We start from the raw sequence: 17,194 nt of genomic DNA on the forward strand, positions 1-17,194 counted from the left end.
TATAATATCATAGTCTTATTATATTAACAAACCATTATACATAATCACATAATTTTTTCCTATATAGATTGTTCAGTAATTTTAGGTTGATTGTTCTTTTTATTATTTCTTATTTGCAATTTATCAATTAAAGATATTGCAAATCCAATAATGCATCCTATTGCAGCAAGAGCATATACCCATTTCATGCCATATATAAATACATCTCCTCTACCTTCTACATAACCTAATACTCTATAACCTATTTTATAACTCATTCTGTTATACAATACAGTAGTTGAAAATGAAACTCCAAAAACAAATCCTAAATTTCTAATAAGAGCATTTAATCCTCCAGCTATTCCAAGCTTACTTTTTTCAACTGAAGACATAACTAAAGTATTATTAGGCGATTGGAAAATCCCATTACCTAAAGCTACTATAGATAGAGAAATTATTATTATTAAAAATGATGAATATTCATTTAAAATTGTCATAGTAAATAAACCTATTGCACTTATCATAAGACCTGTTAAAGTAAGTATTTTACTTCCTATTTTATCTGCTAAATATCCACTTATTGGGGCTATAACAGTTAAAACTATAGGATAACCCATCATAATAAATCCAGTTGTTCCTGGAGATAATTCTAAAACATCCTGAAGATAAAAAGGTTGTATTATATTTATACAACTGATTCCTACGAATGATAAAAATGCACAAAATACATTAATAGAAAAAACTCTATTTTTAAATATTGATAAATCTACAAGTGGATCTTCTATTTTTAATTCTAATACAATAAATATAATAAAACTAACTAGAGCTATTATAAATGATAAAATTACTGTTATATGGTTATAACCAATCTTTTGTCCTGTAAGTAGTCCTTCAAATAATGAAACTATACATATAAGAAAAAGTATAGCTCCCTTATAATCTAAAGTTTGCTTTGTATTTACGTTTATTTTATCCTTAGGTAAATATTTCATAGCTGCTATAAATGCTAGTGTTCCTATTGGAACGTTTATTAAAAATATGTACTCCCAGCTTACTATCGATATTATTAATCCCCCTAAAGGTGGTCCAAGTAAAGTTCCAAGTGCTACGAAAGTTCCAGAGATTCCAAGTGCTCTTCCTCTTTCATTCTTTGGAAACGTATGTGTTATAATTCCTTGACTTGTTGACATAGTCATTGCTGCACCTATTCCTTGAACTATTCTTGAAAATGTTAAGAAATTAAGTGTAGTTGATATTCCACATAATAAAGAACCTAAAACAAATATTATAAATCCATATTTAAATACACTTGTTTTTCCTTTTATATCTCCTAACCTTCCAAATATCAGTATAGTTGCAGAAATTACTATAAGATATGTTGTGACTATTTGTTGTATACCAGCCATAGTTGTTGAAAGATCCTTTGCCATAACAGGTAACGCTACATTTATTATGCTACTATCAAGACATGCCATAAATGGTGACATAACTACTATCGCAAGAATTATCCAGTTATTTCGGCTTATATTATTTTTTTCAATTTTAGTCATGTTTTAATTTAAATCCCCTTTCTTAACTTAATCTTTAGTTTATTTAATAACATATCATAACGATATTATTTCCACTACAAATTATAACATAATATATCCTAATGAATTTTTTTAATATTACTATTTATTTTCCCCCTCTATACTTAATAACTTTAAGTTTATTTCTAATGAATAAACAGAAATAATAAAAGAAACAATAATCTATAAAAGCTTAATATATAAGTCTAAGTATCTCTTGTTAATTTAAAATATATTTCTTATAAATTTAAACAAAAAATTAAACAATGAATAGGAGCGATTATCTATGGATAATAAAAATACACTCTACCCTACTAAAGAAGAATTAGTACGACAAATATTAGAAAAAGATAAGGATATAAAGGGAAGTAATATTGATGAAGAATTACTTCATGAACTTATTAGTGGTAAGGTTTCAAAAAATATAAATACTATAAATACTGAAAACTTAACATTTGGACAAAAAACTGCTGATAAAATAGCCACATTTGGTGGTAGTTGGACATTTATAATAACTTTTGGCGTGGTACTAGCAATGTGGATTATAATAAATACTATTATTTTAAGTAGTAAAGCATTTGATCCCTATCCATTTGTATTTTTGAATTTAGTATTGTCCTGTCTTGCTGCTATACAAGCTCCTATAATCATGATGTCACAAAATCGTCAATCAGAAATAGATAGATTAACTGCTGCAAATGACTATCTTGTTAACTTAAAGTCTGAAATTATAGTAGAAGATTTACATAATAAAATTGATTTGTTATTAGAACAACAAGAAGAATATAAAAAAAATCAAGAAATGCTCTTAAAGATAATAAAAGAATTAAAAAGTAATAGTTAGATAAAATTTTATATTCTTATTAATTTTAAGCCAATGATATTTTTAATATCATTGGCTTAATCATATTTATTTAATTTTTTTATTTTTACTTTTCTAAAGCTATTTAACGAACATAGTATAAATGTTAAAATATCAATTTTTCTTGATTAAATATACAGTATTATTATTTTTCTTTAAGTATTTTTATAAAAATGTATAAAATAATTATTAATATAACTATATAAACAAAAATTCTGCTTATCTGAGTTATTATTGGAATTATATTTTCCCACGAATCTCCAAACCAATATCCCAAGCCTAAATACATACAAGTCCAAAATAGTTCTCCTAAAGCTGCAAAAACAGCAAAATGGGATAATTCATATTCTGTAATACCTGCTGCTGCATTTATAAATGGACCCATTGGTGATATTAAAAATCTAGTATAAAAAACTGCTCCCTTTCCATGTTTCTCTAAATATTCATGACCTTTTAATATTTTAGGTTTAATATAAATTCTAAGCTTAGAATACTTATTTAATGTCTTATGTCCTATCATTTTCCACAATAGATAAGCTATTACATCCCCAATACATAAAAAGATCCAAACCTCTATAAAAAGAACAAATATATTAAACTCACCAGCATAAGCAAAAGCCCCTGAAGCAATTACTAACAAAGTCCCCCCAGTAGGAATTCCTATGCACTGGATCAAAAGTAAAACACCCAAAAACCAAACATTATATATCCTTAAATATTCTATTATAACCTGATTCATACTTTTTTACCTTTGGGTTCTTTATCTGGTCCTATAATCTTAGATAAATTATTTTTCATTGTTTCAAGTGATATATCATATTTTTGGGATAAATTTTTAATAGGTATATTTTCATCTCCTGGTTCTGGAACAATTTCAAAAGTCTTAAAGATTTCTTCTTCACTTATGTCATACTTTTTAGATAATTTTTTAACTGTAATCCATTTATAAGTACTCATTTCACCCAAATGTCTACTTTCTTTAGTAGGCATCTTAACATTTTTAACATCTTTATGCAATCCTACAGATGTTTGAAGTATAAATAAAGTAATTAGAACAATTAAAACTGATAAAATGCTTAATATTATCTTTTTTTTCATTCTTATCACCTCACTTAATATTTAGTATGTATTTTATATCTCAAAATATTTAATAAATATTATATATTAAAATGTTTATTAAATAAATATACTTATTCATTTGATAAAAAATTATTATTTGAAAGTTTTTAATATCTTTAGCTTAACTTCTTATGAATAAACTGAAACCATAAAAGAAAGACTAATATAAATTAACAAAAGAAATTGGTTATGTTTTAAAACAGTAGTCAGTATAAATTATGTATTAAAATTAATGCCCCTTATACCAACCCCTAAAATCTTAATAAAACACATATTTAAAAATAAGTTTATAACAAAAATAATATTCATAAAAAATTTATTTGAAAGGAGCTTTTTTATGCCTACCATTAATATGCTTTCTTCAGCTGATAAAGTAAAAGGACAGGGTGTTTTATCAGCTTACATTGAACAAGTAAATTTAGTTAAAAATGGCCTTAATGACAATTATAAAGTTAAAATAAATAAATTTAACTTGTGTGATATTATGCATTATCATACTATTGATCTTAAATTTTTTTTAAGTATTCCATTTTCAAAACACCTTGGTACAACTGTAGCTTATGTCCACTTTGTACCTGAAACCATCGAGGAAAGTTTAAAATTACCTACTTTAGTAAAAAAAATATTTTATAAATATATAATTTGGTTTTATAAAAATGTTGATTATTTAGTTGTAGTTAACCCATATTTTATTGATGTTCTTAAAAAATATAAAATAGATGAAGATAAAATTAAATATATACCAAACTTTGTATCTGAGGATAATTTTTATAGATATGATCAGAAAAAAATTAATACTATAAGGAAAACTTATGATATTCCATTAGGAAAATTTGTTGTATTAGGAGTGGGGCAAGTCCAAACTAGAAAGGGAGTTCTTGATTTTATTGAAGTGGCTAAACGCCTTCCTCATATTCAATTTATATGGGCAGGTGGATTTTCTTTTGGTGCAATAACTGATGGATACAAAGAACTAAAAAAAATAACTAAAAACCCACCTGATAATGTCAAATTTTTAGGTATTATTAGTAGAGATAAGATGAATGATATTTATAATATTTGTGATTTAATGTTCCTACCATCTTATAATGAATTATTTCCTATGTCTATTCTTGAATCTATGGCATTAAAAGTTCCTGTACTTTTAAGAGATTTAGATATATATAAAAATATTTTATTTGATTATTATTTAAAAGGAAATAATATAACAGAATTCGTTGACATTATAAATTCCATGGACAAAAAAGATGAACATTATAAAACTTGGTGCAATAGCTCATGGAAATGTCATGAATTTTATTCCAAAGACTACATATTAAAAATGTGGCAACAATTTTATGATTACATATTTTTTAACAGAAATAATAAAGCTAAAAAATTTAGGAGCATCTTAAATGAAAAATAAGATATTTAATTCAATTATAGTAATAGTATCTGCTTGTATTTTTTTATCATTTTTCTTTTTTACCAAAGGTTTAAATACTTTTATTGAAGAATTAAAAACTTTAAATAAATTATGGCTAATATTATCTCTGATACTAATGATTCTGTTTTGGTTCTTTGAAACTATTTGCCTTTATATAATAACCAAAACATTTCATAAAACAAATAATTTATTTACTAAATCATTAAAATTTGAAATGATTGGACAATTTTTTGGTGCTGTTACACCATTTTCAGCTGGAAGCCATCCTGCCCAACTTTATGCAATGATTGAAAGTGAAATTCCTGCTGGAATAGCTGGTTCTATTTTAATGATAAAATTTATAATACATCAAGCTGTAAATATAATTATCTTAATTCTAGCATTTTTATTTAAATTCAATTACTTTAACTCACGGGTCAACTACTTTATATATCTTTGTGTTTCAGGCCTTATTGTTCATATAATAATTATGATATTTGCTATATTATTTTCAATTAATAGTAGGTTAACTAAACGCTTTTTAATATTTATTTTTAAAGTGTTAAAAAAATTTAAGATAATAAAAAATATTGAATCTTCATATAAAAAAATTGAAATTGAATTAGAGAATTTTCATAAAAATGCAGCCTTAATAACTAAAAACATAAAAATGTGCATTTATGCATCTATACTTACATTTCTTCAATGGATAGCTTTTTTTACCATACCTTATTGTATTTATAGAAGTTTTGGTTTTAATTCTGCTGATATATTAACCATGATTACAGCTCAAATTTTTTTAATAAACTTTATGGCAATCATCCCTCTTCCAGGTGCAGAAGGTGGTGCTGAGGGTGGTTTCTATTTAATTTATAGTTTATTCTTTAACTCAGATATAATTATAACAGCAATTTTTTTATGGAGAGTAATAACCTATTATTCTTCAATAGCTGTAGGTAGTATATTTAGTTTATCAACACAAACTAAAGAGAAAAACTAAATAAAATAAGGCTATGTTTTAAAGCATAGCAAAAATTTAAAGGGTGTCATAATTTTACCGACACCCTTTAAATATAACTAATTTTTTTCATTATTTATGATGTATCAATCTTAATAATCTTATGTTCCCTTCTTTAATAGATTGTTTAACAAATTGTTTATTAAGTTCTTTATTCTCATTCATAATGTTATAATATCCTCTCAATACTTTATCTGCAAAAATATTACCAGAATATCTATTAGCTGTAATAATAGCTTCTTTACTCATTCTATCTCTCAAATAATTATTATCCAACATTTTGCATATGTAATAAGCAAATTGATCTTTTTCTTTATATGAAAATCCATTTTTGCCATCTTCAATTAATCCATCTATACAAGGATCATATTTACAAACAACTGGACATCCACTACTTAATGCCTCTATATAAGTTAATCCTTGTGTTTCACTAGTAGATGCTGTAACAAATATTTCAGCTATTTTGTAATATTTATATACTTCTTCTGGCTTTATCATCCCTGTAAAAATAACATTATCTTTTAAGTTTTGTTTTTTAACTAACTCTTTTAGTTTATTAATATATGGCCCTCCCCCTACAATCATTAACTTTACATTTTTAAATTTATTTATAACATTCGGTAAAAGTGTTAAAATTTCATCTATATTCTTTTCCTCTGCTACCCTCCCAACATAAGTTATAATTCTGTCATTTTGATTAATTTTTAGTTTACTCATAATTTCTAATTTTTGTTTTGATGATATTGTGTGCTGAAATCTTGTTAAATCTATTCCTGTTGGTATTACATACATAGGCTTATCTATGCCATAATTTAATAACGTATTTTTAGTTTTTTCTGTTGGGACTATAACGCTATCTAAACTATTTAAAAGTATTTTTGTTATTTTTACTGATATTTTTTTATTAATTATTTTTCCACCTAATAAATAATTAAGATAATTTTCATACATAGTATGATATGTATGTATATGTGGGATTTCTAATTTATTAGCTATATATTTAGATACTAACATCATAGAAAATTCTGTCTGAGAATGAATGATATCAGGATTCCATTTAATAATTTCTTTTATAAAATTATTATGTAAAGGAAATTTAATTCTAGCATCAGGATAAACTTTAATTCCAATAGATTTTAAATAATAAACATCTCCATCTATTTTTTCATCACTATTATAAGATAAAGTTAAAATCTTAACATCATGTCCTTTATATTTTAATTCTTTATATAAATTATTTACTGAAGTAGCAACGCCATTTATCATAGGCAAATATGTATCTGTGGTTATTAGAATCTTCATTGTTTATCCTCCTATAACTAACTATAAACAAAAAACATATTTTAAATTTATATGTCCATGTTAGCTAAATATTAATTAATGATACAGTATTTATTACAATACATACTTAGTGTTTCCATTAATCAAAAAAACAAACATTATTTATACTCCAAAATAAATACTGAAGCATAGTAAAAAAGAAGAATAATATTCTTTTTACCACAAATTATGACATAAGCCAATGATACTTTTAATATCATTGGCTTAATTATAATTATTTAGTGATCTTTTTTTAATCTATAGTTTTACTTTTCCAATACCACTTAGGAAATAAAATTGAAAATGCTAGAAGTAATGGAGAAGAAATGTTACTATACAAAGTGCTTATTGCATAATATGAACTCATAGATACATAGTATAACAATATAGTTCTTAAAACAGCTTGACTTATATTTAAAAATCCCCAAGCTATAGTAAGTATTCTCCAAACTGATTTATACTCTGGTTGCTTCTTAAATTCTTCAGAAACATTTTTTAAATAACTTTGCTCTACTATTATTTGAATTAATGATTTTTCAAATAATAATGAACCAAAAAAAATTAAAGCATATAAAATATCTTGTATTATAGGAGATATTAGATAAAAGGTTGGATTTTTAGAAATAATTGTACCTATAAGTCCAATTGCAGAGAAGATTGCACTCATCGATGCAAGTGCATTAATTCTATGTTCTTTAATAAAATTGATTAAAACTACACCTATACTCCACACTCCAGATAATATTATTCCATCAAAAGTCATTTGTAATTTGTCAAAAACTGAAAATATTATAATAGGAATAATTGCACTTACAACAAAATCTTTATTTAATATATTTTTTAATACTGAATTATTTTTATTTAAATTATCAATTGATTTTTCCATTGATTTTCCCCCTAATATTTTTCACGTCTATTTGCAGCTTTTACATAAGCATCTGGATCAATAATATTTTTATCAAGTATTTCTTGAGTTTCAGATCTTATATATCCGTCATTTATTACTTCTTTTCCAGCACTTTTTAATGCAGCAAAAAACGGACTATACATTTTGCTTAATATATCATTAGTATTAACACTATTAAGAACTCCACCTTGTGAACATAAAATAGTGCCTGCTAGATTCCCTTTTGTTAGAACTTTAAAAGTTTCTAATAATCCTGAAAAGTTATAACTACCAGGAAATCCTGAATTTGAAATTAGTACAGTCTTAACAGGAGTTTCTTTTTTAAATCTCCTTGGATGAGAGTACCCTTCATCAACTTTAACTATTTCTTTATTATTTAATGGAAGCATTCTATCCATAAAATCCTTCATAAGCCCAGTAACAGTATAATAATATAAAGGAGTAGCATAAACTATTATATCTGCTTTTAGTATCTTATTAAGTAATTCCTCCATATCATCTTTATGAATACATTTTCCTGGAGTCTTTGTCCAACAAGTAAAACAACCATTACAATGTTTTATATTTTTATCTTTAAGATATACTATTTCTGTTTCTGCACCGGCTTCTTCACATCCATTAAGAAAAAATTTTAAAAGAACTTGTGTATTCCCTTTTTCCCCTCTCGGACTTCCATTTATAGCCAAAACCTTCATTTCAAATCTCTCCCTTTTATTATTAGCTATGTTTTAAAATATCAACATTCACTTAAAACATAGCGTAATATTTTATAAATCTTTTATTTCTTCTAAAGCATTTAATGTTTCTTCACACCATTTTATTTTTGCTTCCTCATCATGCTTTCCAAAATTAAGAGTACTAAGCCATAATATTAAATTCTTTTTATCTATATTATTTTTCCCCTTAAGTAAATTCTCAACTTCTGAATATTTTTTAAGATTTTCTTCTGAATCTTCCTTTAATTTTTGAATCTTTTCAATAACATTTTTTATAGGTATATCTTTTGATAAGAATATTTTTAATAAAAGTTCTGATCTAATAGGTTCTTGCTCTACCGGAAGAGTGATCCATTTTTCTAATTCTTCTCTACCTTTTTTAGTAATAGAATATATTTTTTTTGATGGTCTTCCTTCTGTTTGTTCAACTTCTTTTGTTATTAAAAATTCTTCTTCCATTTTTTTAAGTACAGGATATATATGTCCGTAATTTTCATTCCAAAAATGACCTATGGAATAATCACAAAACTTTTTTATATCATAACCTGAACCTGACATTAAGCTTAATACCCCTAAAAGAGCATATTTAGTTTTATTTACCTTTGCCAATTTAACTTCACCTCTATTATATATCACTATGATATATAATATATATCACTGTGATATATAAGTCAATATATTTCTTCATTTGTAAAATAAGTAATTTAATTAAATATTACAAGTATTTTTAGATTTTATAAAAATACTTGTATCTTCTTTATACTATCTATAAAAATAGTAAAAGTTCTAATTACTATTTTTATAGTAATTAGAACTTTTATAGTCTTTCTATATTTGAGCTACTATTTTATTTATATTTATTCTTCTCTAATATTTATCTTTATAATAAATTTCTTATTTATTTTACTTTCTTTGTATCAAATGTTTTTGAGGTCTTATAGTTATATCCGTAATAACCATGCCTTCCCTTTGAGTTACTACCATTTCTACGGTTTTAGCTATTTCTTTAGCTGTAATATAACTTTCAGTAATCTCTCCTTCTTTGAAATTTGCATTTCTATAGAAATTTGTTTTTGTCATATCTGGATGTATTGCGATTATCTTTACCCCATACTTTCTAGCCTCATCAAATAAACTATTTGAAAAATGAGTTAATCCAGCCTTTGTAGCTCCATAAACACATCCATATGTACTAGATTTTTTTGCTTCTATAGATGATATATTTATTATAAATCCTGAATTTTTCTTTAAATCTCTAAGTAACATCTGAGTTATTATCATTGGCGCTTCCAAATTTATAGTCACCATTTCATGTATTTTTTTAGGATTTAATTCTTCATGTGGACCAAAATAACCAACACCTGCATTATTTATTAGTATATAAACATCCTCCTTATTCTTTATCTCTTTTATCTTTTCACAAAGAATAGAAGTTTTAGTCATGTCACAAGTTACTCTAATAAAATTATCTTCATTTAAATTAATCTTAGAAAAATCTCTCCCAATACCATAAACCCTGTATCCTAAATTTATCAAAACTTTGCTTATTTCAAAACCTATTCCAGAAGAAGCTCCTGTAACAATTGCAGCCTTCATTTCATCTTTCCTTCCTAAATATATATCTTCTCTTTTGGCATATATTTCTGTGTTAATTCATATGCATACTGTACCATTTCATTAGACATATCTTTTGAATAACTACAGACTCCATTAATTGTTTCGAAAGGATAATTTAATATGATAGAGTCACCTCTTTGCTTTCTCATCTTCTTTAAATAATCCTTTGAAACTCTAAAAACGCCTATACTTACATCATTTATTTTTTCTGGATTTAATTCTTTAAAAGTGCTATCTATTAGATTTTTGTATTTTTCTTGCCATCCTTCTATATAAAGCATAGGATCAAAACACACTCTAACCTTCCACCCCTTATCTATTGCATTCTTTATACTTAAAAGTCTTGCATTCATAGAAGGTGTTTTATGCTCATATGTGTTTATAACTTCATCTGGTGATAATGTCCACGCTAAAATTACATTTTCTTCTGCCTTTATATTTTCAATTGCTTTAAAGTTAGCACTTTTTGTTCTAATCTCAATAGTTAAATTTTTATGTTCTTTAGCAAAATTAATCCACTGAGTAGAATATCCAGTTAAATTTTCAAATGCTAAAATATCTGTATCATAAGAAATACATAAATATACTTTATGATCTGCTAAGAGTCTTTCTGTTTTATTTAATATATCTTCAATATTAACAAATATAACTATATTTGAAGAAGGATACATTCCCTGAAGATAACAATATTCACAGTCATATATGCAATTCATCATATTTGAAGTGTAGTAAAAATAATCATGTCCAAAGTCTTCACAAACCTCAGCACCCTTATATATTAAGTTGTCCTTTTTTATAGCAAGTATTAATTTAGAACTTTTCTTCTGAAGTGTAAAGTTCTGATGACTTCTAGAAAATACATCCTTATAATGATTTATTGGAATTATTTTAGCATCACTAAAATGCTTAAGTATTTTCTTTGTATTTGGATGATTTAAGGCTTCATCTTCAATATATATATGTGAAAAAGAAGGATTAAATAATTTTACTTTTAAGTTCTTCAAAATAATCCATCCCTTCTTTTTTAGATTTGCACTCTATCTTCTCATAAATTCTTATATTCTCATTAAATTTTCCTTTTTCAAGTTTGTAATATTTCAAAAGTTGATTTAATCTATTTGCCATAGTTGATGTTAATCTTAATTTTTTTATTATATTTTTAGCAATTATTTTTTCTTCATTTTCTAAAATATCTCCACTATTAGAAAAAGCTTTTTTAATTTTATTTATCCAATCTATTATCTCTAACGATTTATTCTCAATTAAATTAGAAACTTTATTTATATCTATCTCACCATCTAAATAGTCTGAAACAATTTTTATAAAATATATCTGATGAGATTTTAAAAATACTAAGGCTGCTTCATATGTTCCTGAAGATTCCATATCTATTAATTGTCCTTGAATCTCTAAATTTTTATTATTTATTACTGTAGGTACGGTTTCAACTGCTCCCTCTTTAAAAGAATGTTTTAAAATCATATCTGGATAAAATGCCTTTTTAGTATCATAGTCAATAATCTTATTACACAAAAAAACATCTCCAATAAGCATGTCCTTATTTTTAGCACCACAAATTCCAATATTAATAAATATATCAGTAGATTTAGGTTCATATTTTGAAAATAAATATGTAATAGCTACTGCAGACATTACTTTTCCTATGCCAGTAATTAGTAATACTATTTCTTCTTGTTCATTTTTGAATACTTGAAATTTGTGGCACTCTAAATCCTTTTTTAAATTGAATTTTTTTATAAAAGGAGATGCTTCAATATACATAGATGTACTTATAAATATCATAACTAATCACTCCCTTATTTTTATATGTTTGGAAAAATATCTCTATAGAAATACTTTACTACATAAAAAAGCGATTAACAAGTTTGTAAACATCAAAGATTTATATTATATAGTAAAAAAAATGATTGTCTTAAATATCATATATTTAGGACAATCATTTTTTATTCTTCTCTTTAATTTTTAACTATATTTTTAAATAGGATTGATATTGCAGTATATATTACAATATCAAATAAACATTTACTTAAAGCTCAGTCTAATTTTTTAAGTTTATTTATCTATAACAGTTTTAGCCATTTTTATCATTTGATCTTTATCAACATCATTATATTCCATATTAAAAATTGAATATTGAACACCATTTTGATACCAATAAACAGATTGGCTATTAGATTCACTAATTTCATCACTACCATAGCCAACATTTAACTTTCCTTCTTCCATTAATTTTATCTCTTCTTCTGTCTTTACATAATCTTCTGGAACAAATTTATTATGCATGCTATGATAATACATTTTAACTCCTTTATATTCTGTCATGTTATCTTTAAGTCCTTCTATATTCTTATTAAAGTCTTTTTCATCTATAGATTGTGCATTCATAGATAAACTTTGACCTTTTTGAGTTCCTTCTTTTGTATATTCAAAATCTGCTGATTTCATTTCTCTAATTTTATTTCCATTATCATCTACTTCCGCATCATTGGAAATATTAAATGAAGCAAATTTAAATCCATTTTCAAATGAGTCTACATATTTAGGCAAAAATCCTACTGTATCTTTTACTTTATCTTCTACGGGGAATTGGGTGATTTGAGTATCCCTAGAAACACTTGAAATAAAATGTGTATTATTTGTTGCAGCAACACATGTTACTGTTGTTGCTACACATAAAACTCCTGCAATTAATGCTGTTCTACCTTTTAAAAATCTAAATTTCATATCTAAAAATCCTTTCTTAAAAATTATATATATTTTAATAATCTCTTTACTTAAAGATTCTATTTATCTATAACAGTTTGAGCCATTTTTATCATTTGATCTTTATTAAGATCATCATATCCCATATTAAAAAGTGAATATTCAACACCATTTTGATACCAATAAACAGATTGGCTATTACATTCACTGATTTCATCAGTACCATAGCCTATATTTAACTTTCCTTCTTCCATTAATTTTATCTCTTCTTCAGTCTTTACATAACCTTCTGGAACAAATTTATTATGCATACTATGATAATACATTTTAACACCTTTATATTCTGTCATATTATCTTTAAACATTTCTATCTTCTCATCAAACTCTTTCTCATCTATATCTTGAGCATTCATGAATAAACTTTGACCTTTTTGAGCCCCTTCTTTTGTATAATAAAACTCTGCTGATTTTAGTTTTCTAACTTCATTTCCATTATCATCTTTTTCTACCTCATTACAAACATTAAATGACTCAAATTTAAATTCATTTTCAAATGAGTCTACATATTTAGGTAAAAATCCTACTGTATCTTTTACCTTGTCTTCTGTAGGAAACTTTTTAACCTCAGTTAATTTAGAAGAACTTCCAATCACATGTGTACCTTTTGTTGCTGCAACACAACTTACTGTTGTTGCTACACATAAAAGTCCTGCTACTATTATTGTTTTACCCTTTAAAAATCTAGATTTCATATCTAAAAATCCTCCCTTTTTCTCTTTTAAAATTCCACCTCTAATTTTAAAAAACATATTCTCTGGAGTTGAAATCTCTTCTGCTTTATTGCTTAAACATTCAGTAATTTTTTTATCTATATCCTCATTAAATTTTCTTCTCATTAAGATTCACACCCCTTTATCTTTTCATATCTAGTAACTTCATTATTTAATAAACTTGCCTTTAATTTTTTTCTTGCACTATGAAGTCTTGATTTTACTGTACCTTCAAAACACCCCATAACTTTTGCAATTTCTTTTACAGACAATTCATTAAAATAAAAAAGTACTATAACAGTTCTTTGTTTTAAATCTAAATGCTCAATCTCAGCATGAAGTGTTTCTGCCTCCTGATCTTTTATATACATATTTATTGATTTTTCAATACTGTTATCATCAGCTTTTTCAAAAATATTTTCTAATGGTAATGCTTTTTTATCCTTACCTGCATGTTTCCATGCAATTCTTGTAAGTATTTTAAAAAACCATGATTTAAACTGATCTACATTTCTTAAACCCTTAGCACTTAAATAACATTTTATAAATGCCTCTTGCACAATATCCTCACTTGTAAATTTATTGCCTGTAATAAGATATGAGTATTTAAATGCTTGATCTTTATATATTTCAAATATTTCCCCCAAAGCATTCATGTCACCAGCCTGGATTTTTTTAACAATCTCTGCTTCACTCACCGGTAATATCCCCTTTCCTAAATAATCCCTTTTAAGATGCATCTATATATAAGAGCCTCCAACTCTATAAATGGTTCATTCTCCATATAAAATTATTTTAACTAATAAAAACCATGTTTTAATTGTCAATTCAAAAATATATCTGTCACCTTAGATTTTATCACTCTTTTAGGCTTCAAAAATTCTATACTTTCCTGGTCTATACATCAAAAAAATAGTAGCTTCACTTTTAAGCGTGAATCTACTATTTCTTTTAAGGCAGATACTGGACTATTATTTTTTTGAATGTGCCTAAACAATAACTTCAAATATAATTTTATATGCCTTTATTTACATGTATTTTCTCTTTTCGAATCTAGAATTATCCAGTCAACAGAATCAAGTTTCTCCATAAGTGCATCCATACCATTTTGCAACTTATATTCAATTTCTTCCTTATACAAAGGAAGTACGTAATATATATTAATTCTATTACCATCCTTTGTGTTTATTACACTGATTTCTTCTTTAAACATATTGAATACAATACCATTTAAACCTGTATTTTCTGCATATGGATCATATGTTTCATAATTTGGTACAGTATGTCCATATGAAAACCATGTATTATATTCATGAGGAAAACGTGCCATCTGCTTCATTAATCTTATAGGCCAATAGTTATTCTCATCTTTTATGCTTTGCTCTGTTAAATCCCAGTCTGCAGGTAAAAACATCATTAACTCTGACCTAGAATATAAATCTCTTTCATCTTCTGGTATTTCATCGGGGAGAGTCATAGGCATACTACTCATACCAGTTGTAAATAATACTTTAAAAGGTTGATTTTCTATTGGTTCCATAATTGTTATATCAATATGTACAATATCAGAAATCAACTCATGAAAAGTAGAAGATTGCCTTCCTGGAAAAACTTCATTGAAATGTTTTGTAATTTCTTCTGCATATGGTGTAAAGGCTACATTATCCTCCTCATTTACTGACCCCTTATAGCTATAAATATTTGTCCCATCTTCTGACGTACCTTCGGATTTGCCACCAAATATCTTTTTAAATATATTTTTCATTTATACTCCTACTTTCTATTATTCAAATTTAATCATAATTGTATATATTATACTATCTAATATTAAATTAAAATATAATGATTATTTAATTTTAATATTATTTAAATTTCTAAAGTATATTGATATAAAAAATTTTAATTCTTCAATCAAACTAATTATTTAATTAAAACAATTATTTTTAATCTTATAACATCTAACCTTTTATAATTTTCTTATCGTATGTATTACCATGTCTTACTCTAAATATAAAAAATAGTAGCTTCACTTTTAATCGTGAAACTACTATTTCTTTTAATGCAGATACGGGGCTATTATTTTTTTGAATGTGCCTAAAGTTAAATATCAATAAATATCATTTATTTAAACTCTCTATTTCAAGATAATTTTTTAATTGATCTAAACCTTTTTTATGTGCAACTTCTACATGCCAAATTTAAAATTATCTTTAATGTATAGCTTTCTTTCCATATCTTTTTCCTGTGCCTTCAACACTTGTAATTGTAATTAAGGCATCTTCATCAAAACCGTGTACAATATTTTTTAATTTTGCTATTTCAAGTCTTGATAAAACAACATATATTACATTTGTTTTATTCCCACTATAAGCACCCTTTCCATCAAAAAAGGTAACTCCTCTTCCTAATCTTGCCATTATAGCTTCAGAAATATCTTTGCTTTTTTCAGAAACAACAATTACTGCTTTTGATTCATCAAGACCTTGAACAGTAATATCTATTGTTTTAAAAGCTATAAAATAAGCTATTAAAGAATACATTGCTCTATCCCATCCAAATATAAACGCTGAACTTCCTAATATAAATAGATTAAAGAACATAACTATTTCACCAATAGAAAACGCACTTTTTTTATCTAATATTATAGCAATGATTTCAGTTCCATCTAAAGAACCACCATTTCTTATAATTAAACCTATACCTACACCCATTATTATGCCACCAAAGATAGTAGCAAGTAATGTGTCTTGTGTTATACTTGGAACTGAATGAAATAAAGTTACACAAACTGATAAACATATTACTGAAAATATCGTTGATAAGGCAAATGTTTTTCCTATTTGTTTATAACCTATAATAACAAAAGGTAAGTTAAATAAGAATATAAATATTCCCAATTCAGCTTTTGTTAGGTAACTTGCCATTATCGATATTCCTGTCATCCCACCATCAATTATGTTATTAGGAATTAAGAATATTTCAAGTCCTATCGATGCTAAAAGTGCACCTAATACCATAAAAAAAATCCTATTAATATGAGTTAAAATATTGTTATGCTTTTTTATAATAAATCATCTCCTTTATTTTTAATATATTTTAGTTTAGCCTTTTAAATATTTTAGGCTAAAATTTGCACTCTATAAAATATATATATCCAATTTCAAATATTTTTGATAATATAAAATTCAA

18 protein-coding genes are annotated in these 17,194 nt (G+C 25.4%); 3 read left to right on the forward strand and 15 right to left on the reverse strand.

The genetic code is table 11. The annotated features are described in order from the left end of the window. Positions 1 to 59: 59 nt before the first annotated feature. Entirely contained in the window at positions 60 to 1,529 is a 1,470-nt protein-coding gene (locus tag ACYUET_RS06675) for an MFS transporter (protein ID WP_460278530.1), read from the reverse strand. 304 nt (positions 1,530 to 1,833) lie between these two features. Here ACYUET_RS06675 and ACYUET_RS06680 point away from each other — a divergent pair, with 304 nt between their 5' ends. Next, complete coding sequence (locus ACYUET_RS06680; protein WP_460278531.1) at positions 1,834 to 2,391, forward strand: DUF1003 domain-containing protein; 558 nt, start codon at positions 1,834 to 1,836, stop codon at positions 2,389 to 2,391. Between the two features lie 163 nt (positions 2,392 to 2,554). Here the strand turns inward: ACYUET_RS06680 and ACYUET_RS06685 are convergent, their stop codons facing one another. Together ACYUET_RS06685 and ACYUET_RS06690 are read right to left on the reverse strand one after the other, a co-directional pair. Continuing rightward, positions 2,555 to 3,049 carry a DedA family protein gene (locus ACYUET_RS06685; protein ID WP_460278532.1) on the reverse strand — a complete coding sequence of 165 codons (495 nt, stop codon included), beginning with the start codon at positions 3,047 to 3,049 and terminating at the stop codon, positions 2,555 to 2,557. Between the two features lie 95 nt (positions 3,050 to 3,144). Then, complete coding sequence (locus ACYUET_RS06690; protein WP_460278533.1) at positions 3,145 to 3,507, reverse strand: hypothetical protein; 363 nt, start codon at positions 3,505 to 3,507, stop codon at positions 3,145 to 3,147. 358 nt (positions 3,508 to 3,865) lie between these two features. Here ACYUET_RS06690 and ACYUET_RS06695 point away from each other — a divergent pair, with 358 nt between their 5' ends. Continuing rightward, entirely contained in the window at positions 3,866 to 4,933 is a 1,068-nt protein-coding gene (locus ACYUET_RS06695; RefSeq protein WP_460278534.1) for a glycosyltransferase family 4 protein, read from the forward strand. After that, complete coding sequence (locus ACYUET_RS06700) at positions 4,923 to 5,933, forward strand: lysylphosphatidylglycerol synthase transmembrane domain-containing protein (protein ID WP_460278535.1); 1,011 nt, start codon at positions 4,923 to 4,925, stop codon at positions 5,931 to 5,933. The genes ACYUET_RS06695 and ACYUET_RS06700 overlap by 11 nt, the downstream gene beginning before the upstream one ends. 90 nt (positions 5,934 to 6,023) lie before the next feature. Here the strand turns inward: ACYUET_RS06700 and ACYUET_RS06705 are convergent, their stop codons facing one another. The 12 genes from ACYUET_RS06705 to ACYUET_RS06760 form a co-directional block, all read right to left on the reverse strand. Further along, positions 6,024 to 7,253: a glycosyltransferase family 4 protein gene (locus tag ACYUET_RS06705; RefSeq protein WP_460278536.1), complete on the reverse strand. Its 1,230-nt coding sequence runs from the start codon at positions 7,251 to 7,253 to the stop codon at positions 6,024 to 6,026. 271 nt (positions 7,254 to 7,524) lie between these two features. Further along, positions 7,525 to 8,157: a VC0807 family protein gene (locus tag ACYUET_RS06710; protein ID WP_460278537.1), complete on the reverse strand. Its 633-nt coding sequence runs from the start codon at positions 8,155 to 8,157 to the stop codon at positions 7,525 to 7,527. A gap of 11 nt (positions 8,158 to 8,168) precedes the next feature. Further along, positions 8,169 to 8,873, reverse strand: coding sequence for a flavodoxin family protein (locus tag ACYUET_RS06715; RefSeq protein WP_460278538.1), 705 nt, complete (start codon positions 8,871 to 8,873; stop codon positions 8,169 to 8,171). A gap of 72 nt (positions 8,874 to 8,945) precedes the next feature. Further along, on the reverse strand, positions 8,946 to 9,503 hold the full coding sequence (locus ACYUET_RS06720; protein WP_460278539.1) for a PadR family transcriptional regulator: 558 nt from the start codon (positions 9,501 to 9,503) through the stop codon (positions 8,946 to 8,948). A 294-nt stretch (positions 9,504 to 9,797) separates the two neighbouring features. After that, positions 9,798 to 10,490, reverse strand: a complete 693-nt coding sequence (locus tag ACYUET_RS06725) for an SDR family oxidoreductase (protein WP_460278540.1) — start codon at positions 10,488 to 10,490, stop codon at positions 9,798 to 9,800. 14 nt (positions 10,491 to 10,504) lie between these two features. Beyond that, a complete protein-coding gene (locus ACYUET_RS06730; protein WP_460278541.1) occupies positions 10,505 to 11,515 on the reverse strand; it encodes an SPL family radical SAM protein in 1,011 nt (336 codons plus the stop codon). Continuing rightward, positions 11,487 to 12,314 (reverse strand): 5'-methylthioadenosine/S-adenosylhomocysteine nucleosidase family protein, encoded by an 828-nt coding sequence (locus tag ACYUET_RS06735; protein ID WP_460278542.1) that lies wholly within the window; start codon positions 12,312 to 12,314, stop codon positions 11,487 to 11,489. The genes ACYUET_RS06730 and ACYUET_RS06735 overlap by 29 nt, the downstream gene beginning before the upstream one ends. 270 nt (positions 12,315 to 12,584) lie before the next feature. Beyond that, the gene (locus tag ACYUET_RS06740; RefSeq protein WP_460278543.1) at positions 12,585 to 13,256 is read right to left on the reverse strand and encodes a hypothetical protein; all 672 of its coding nucleotides are present in this window, start codon (positions 13,254 to 13,256) and stop codon (positions 12,585 to 12,587) included. 59 nt (positions 13,257 to 13,315) lie between these two features. Then, the gene (locus ACYUET_RS06745) at positions 13,316 to 14,131 is read right to left on the reverse strand and encodes a hypothetical protein (protein ID WP_460278544.1); all 816 of its coding nucleotides are present in this window, start codon (positions 14,129 to 14,131) and stop codon (positions 13,316 to 13,318) included. Beyond that, entirely contained in the window at positions 14,131 to 14,703 is a 573-nt protein-coding gene (locus ACYUET_RS06750) for an RNA polymerase sigma factor (protein WP_460278545.1), read from the reverse strand. Before ACYUET_RS06750 ends, ACYUET_RS06745 begins: the two co-directional genes overlap by 1 nt. Positions 14,704 to 15,029: 326 nt before the next feature. After that, positions 15,030 to 15,770 carry a suppressor of fused domain protein gene (locus ACYUET_RS06755; RefSeq protein WP_460278546.1) on the reverse strand — a complete coding sequence of 247 codons (741 nt, stop codon included), beginning with the start codon at positions 15,768 to 15,770 and terminating at the stop codon, positions 15,030 to 15,032. Between the two features lie 445 nt (positions 15,771 to 16,215). Further along, positions 16,216 to 17,022 carry a YitT family protein gene (locus ACYUET_RS06760; protein ID WP_460278547.1) on the reverse strand — a complete coding sequence of 269 codons (807 nt, stop codon included), beginning with the start codon at positions 17,020 to 17,022 and terminating at the stop codon, positions 16,216 to 16,218. Between the last annotated feature and the right edge of the window lie 172 nt (positions 17,023 to 17,194).

It is taken from the genome of Clostridium sp. CTA-5 (genome assembly GCF_054768135.1).

Coding starts and splice junctions, on each gene's coding strand:
- ACYUET_RS06755 (WP_460278546.1), bottom strand. CDS start 15,770: ATGAAAAATATATTTAAAAAGATATTTGGTGGCAAATCCGAAGGTACG.
- ACYUET_RS06695 (WP_460278534.1), top strand. CDS start 3,866: ATGCCTACCATTAATATGCTTTCTTCAGCTGATAAAGTAAAAGGACAG.
- ACYUET_RS06725 (WP_460278540.1), bottom strand. CDS start 10,490: ATGAAGGCTGCAATTGTTACAGGAGCTTCTTCTGGAATAGGTTTTGAA.
- ACYUET_RS06705 (WP_460278536.1), bottom strand. CDS start 7,253: ATGAAGATTCTAATAACCACAGATACATATTTGCCTATGATAAATGGC.
- ACYUET_RS06710 (WP_460278537.1), bottom strand. CDS start 8,157: ATGGAAAAATCAATTGATAATTTAAATAAAAATAATTCAGTATTAAAA.
- ACYUET_RS06745 (WP_460278544.1), bottom strand. CDS start 14,131: ATGAGAAGAAAATTTAATGAGGATATAGATAAAAAAATTACTGAATGT.
- ACYUET_RS06760 (WP_460278547.1), bottom strand. CDS start 17,022: ATGGTATTAGGTGCACTTTTAGCATCGATAGGACTTGAAATATTCTTA.
- ACYUET_RS06675 (WP_460278530.1), bottom strand. CDS start 1,529: ATGACTAAAATTGAAAAAAATAATATAAGCCGAAATAACTGGATAATT.
- ACYUET_RS06735 (WP_460278542.1), bottom strand. CDS start 12,314: ATGATATTTATAAGTACATCTATGTATATTGAAGCATCTCCTTTTATA.
- ACYUET_RS06690 (WP_460278533.1), bottom strand. CDS start 3,507: ATGAAAAAAAAGATAATATTAAGCATTTTATCAGTTTTAATTGTTCTA.
- ACYUET_RS06680 (WP_460278531.1), top strand. CDS start 1,834: ATGGATAATAAAAATACACTCTACCCTACTAAAGAAGAATTAGTACGA.
- ACYUET_RS06715 (WP_460278538.1), bottom strand. CDS start 8,873: ATGAAGGTTTTGGCTATAAATGGAAGTCCGAGAGGGGAAAAAGGGAAT.
- ACYUET_RS06700 (WP_460278535.1), top strand. CDS start 4,923: ATGAAAAATAAGATATTTAATTCAATTATAGTAATAGTATCTGCTTGT.
- ACYUET_RS06740 (WP_460278543.1), bottom strand. CDS start 13,256: ATGAAATTTAGATTTTTAAAAGGTAGAACAGCATTAATTGCAGGAGTT.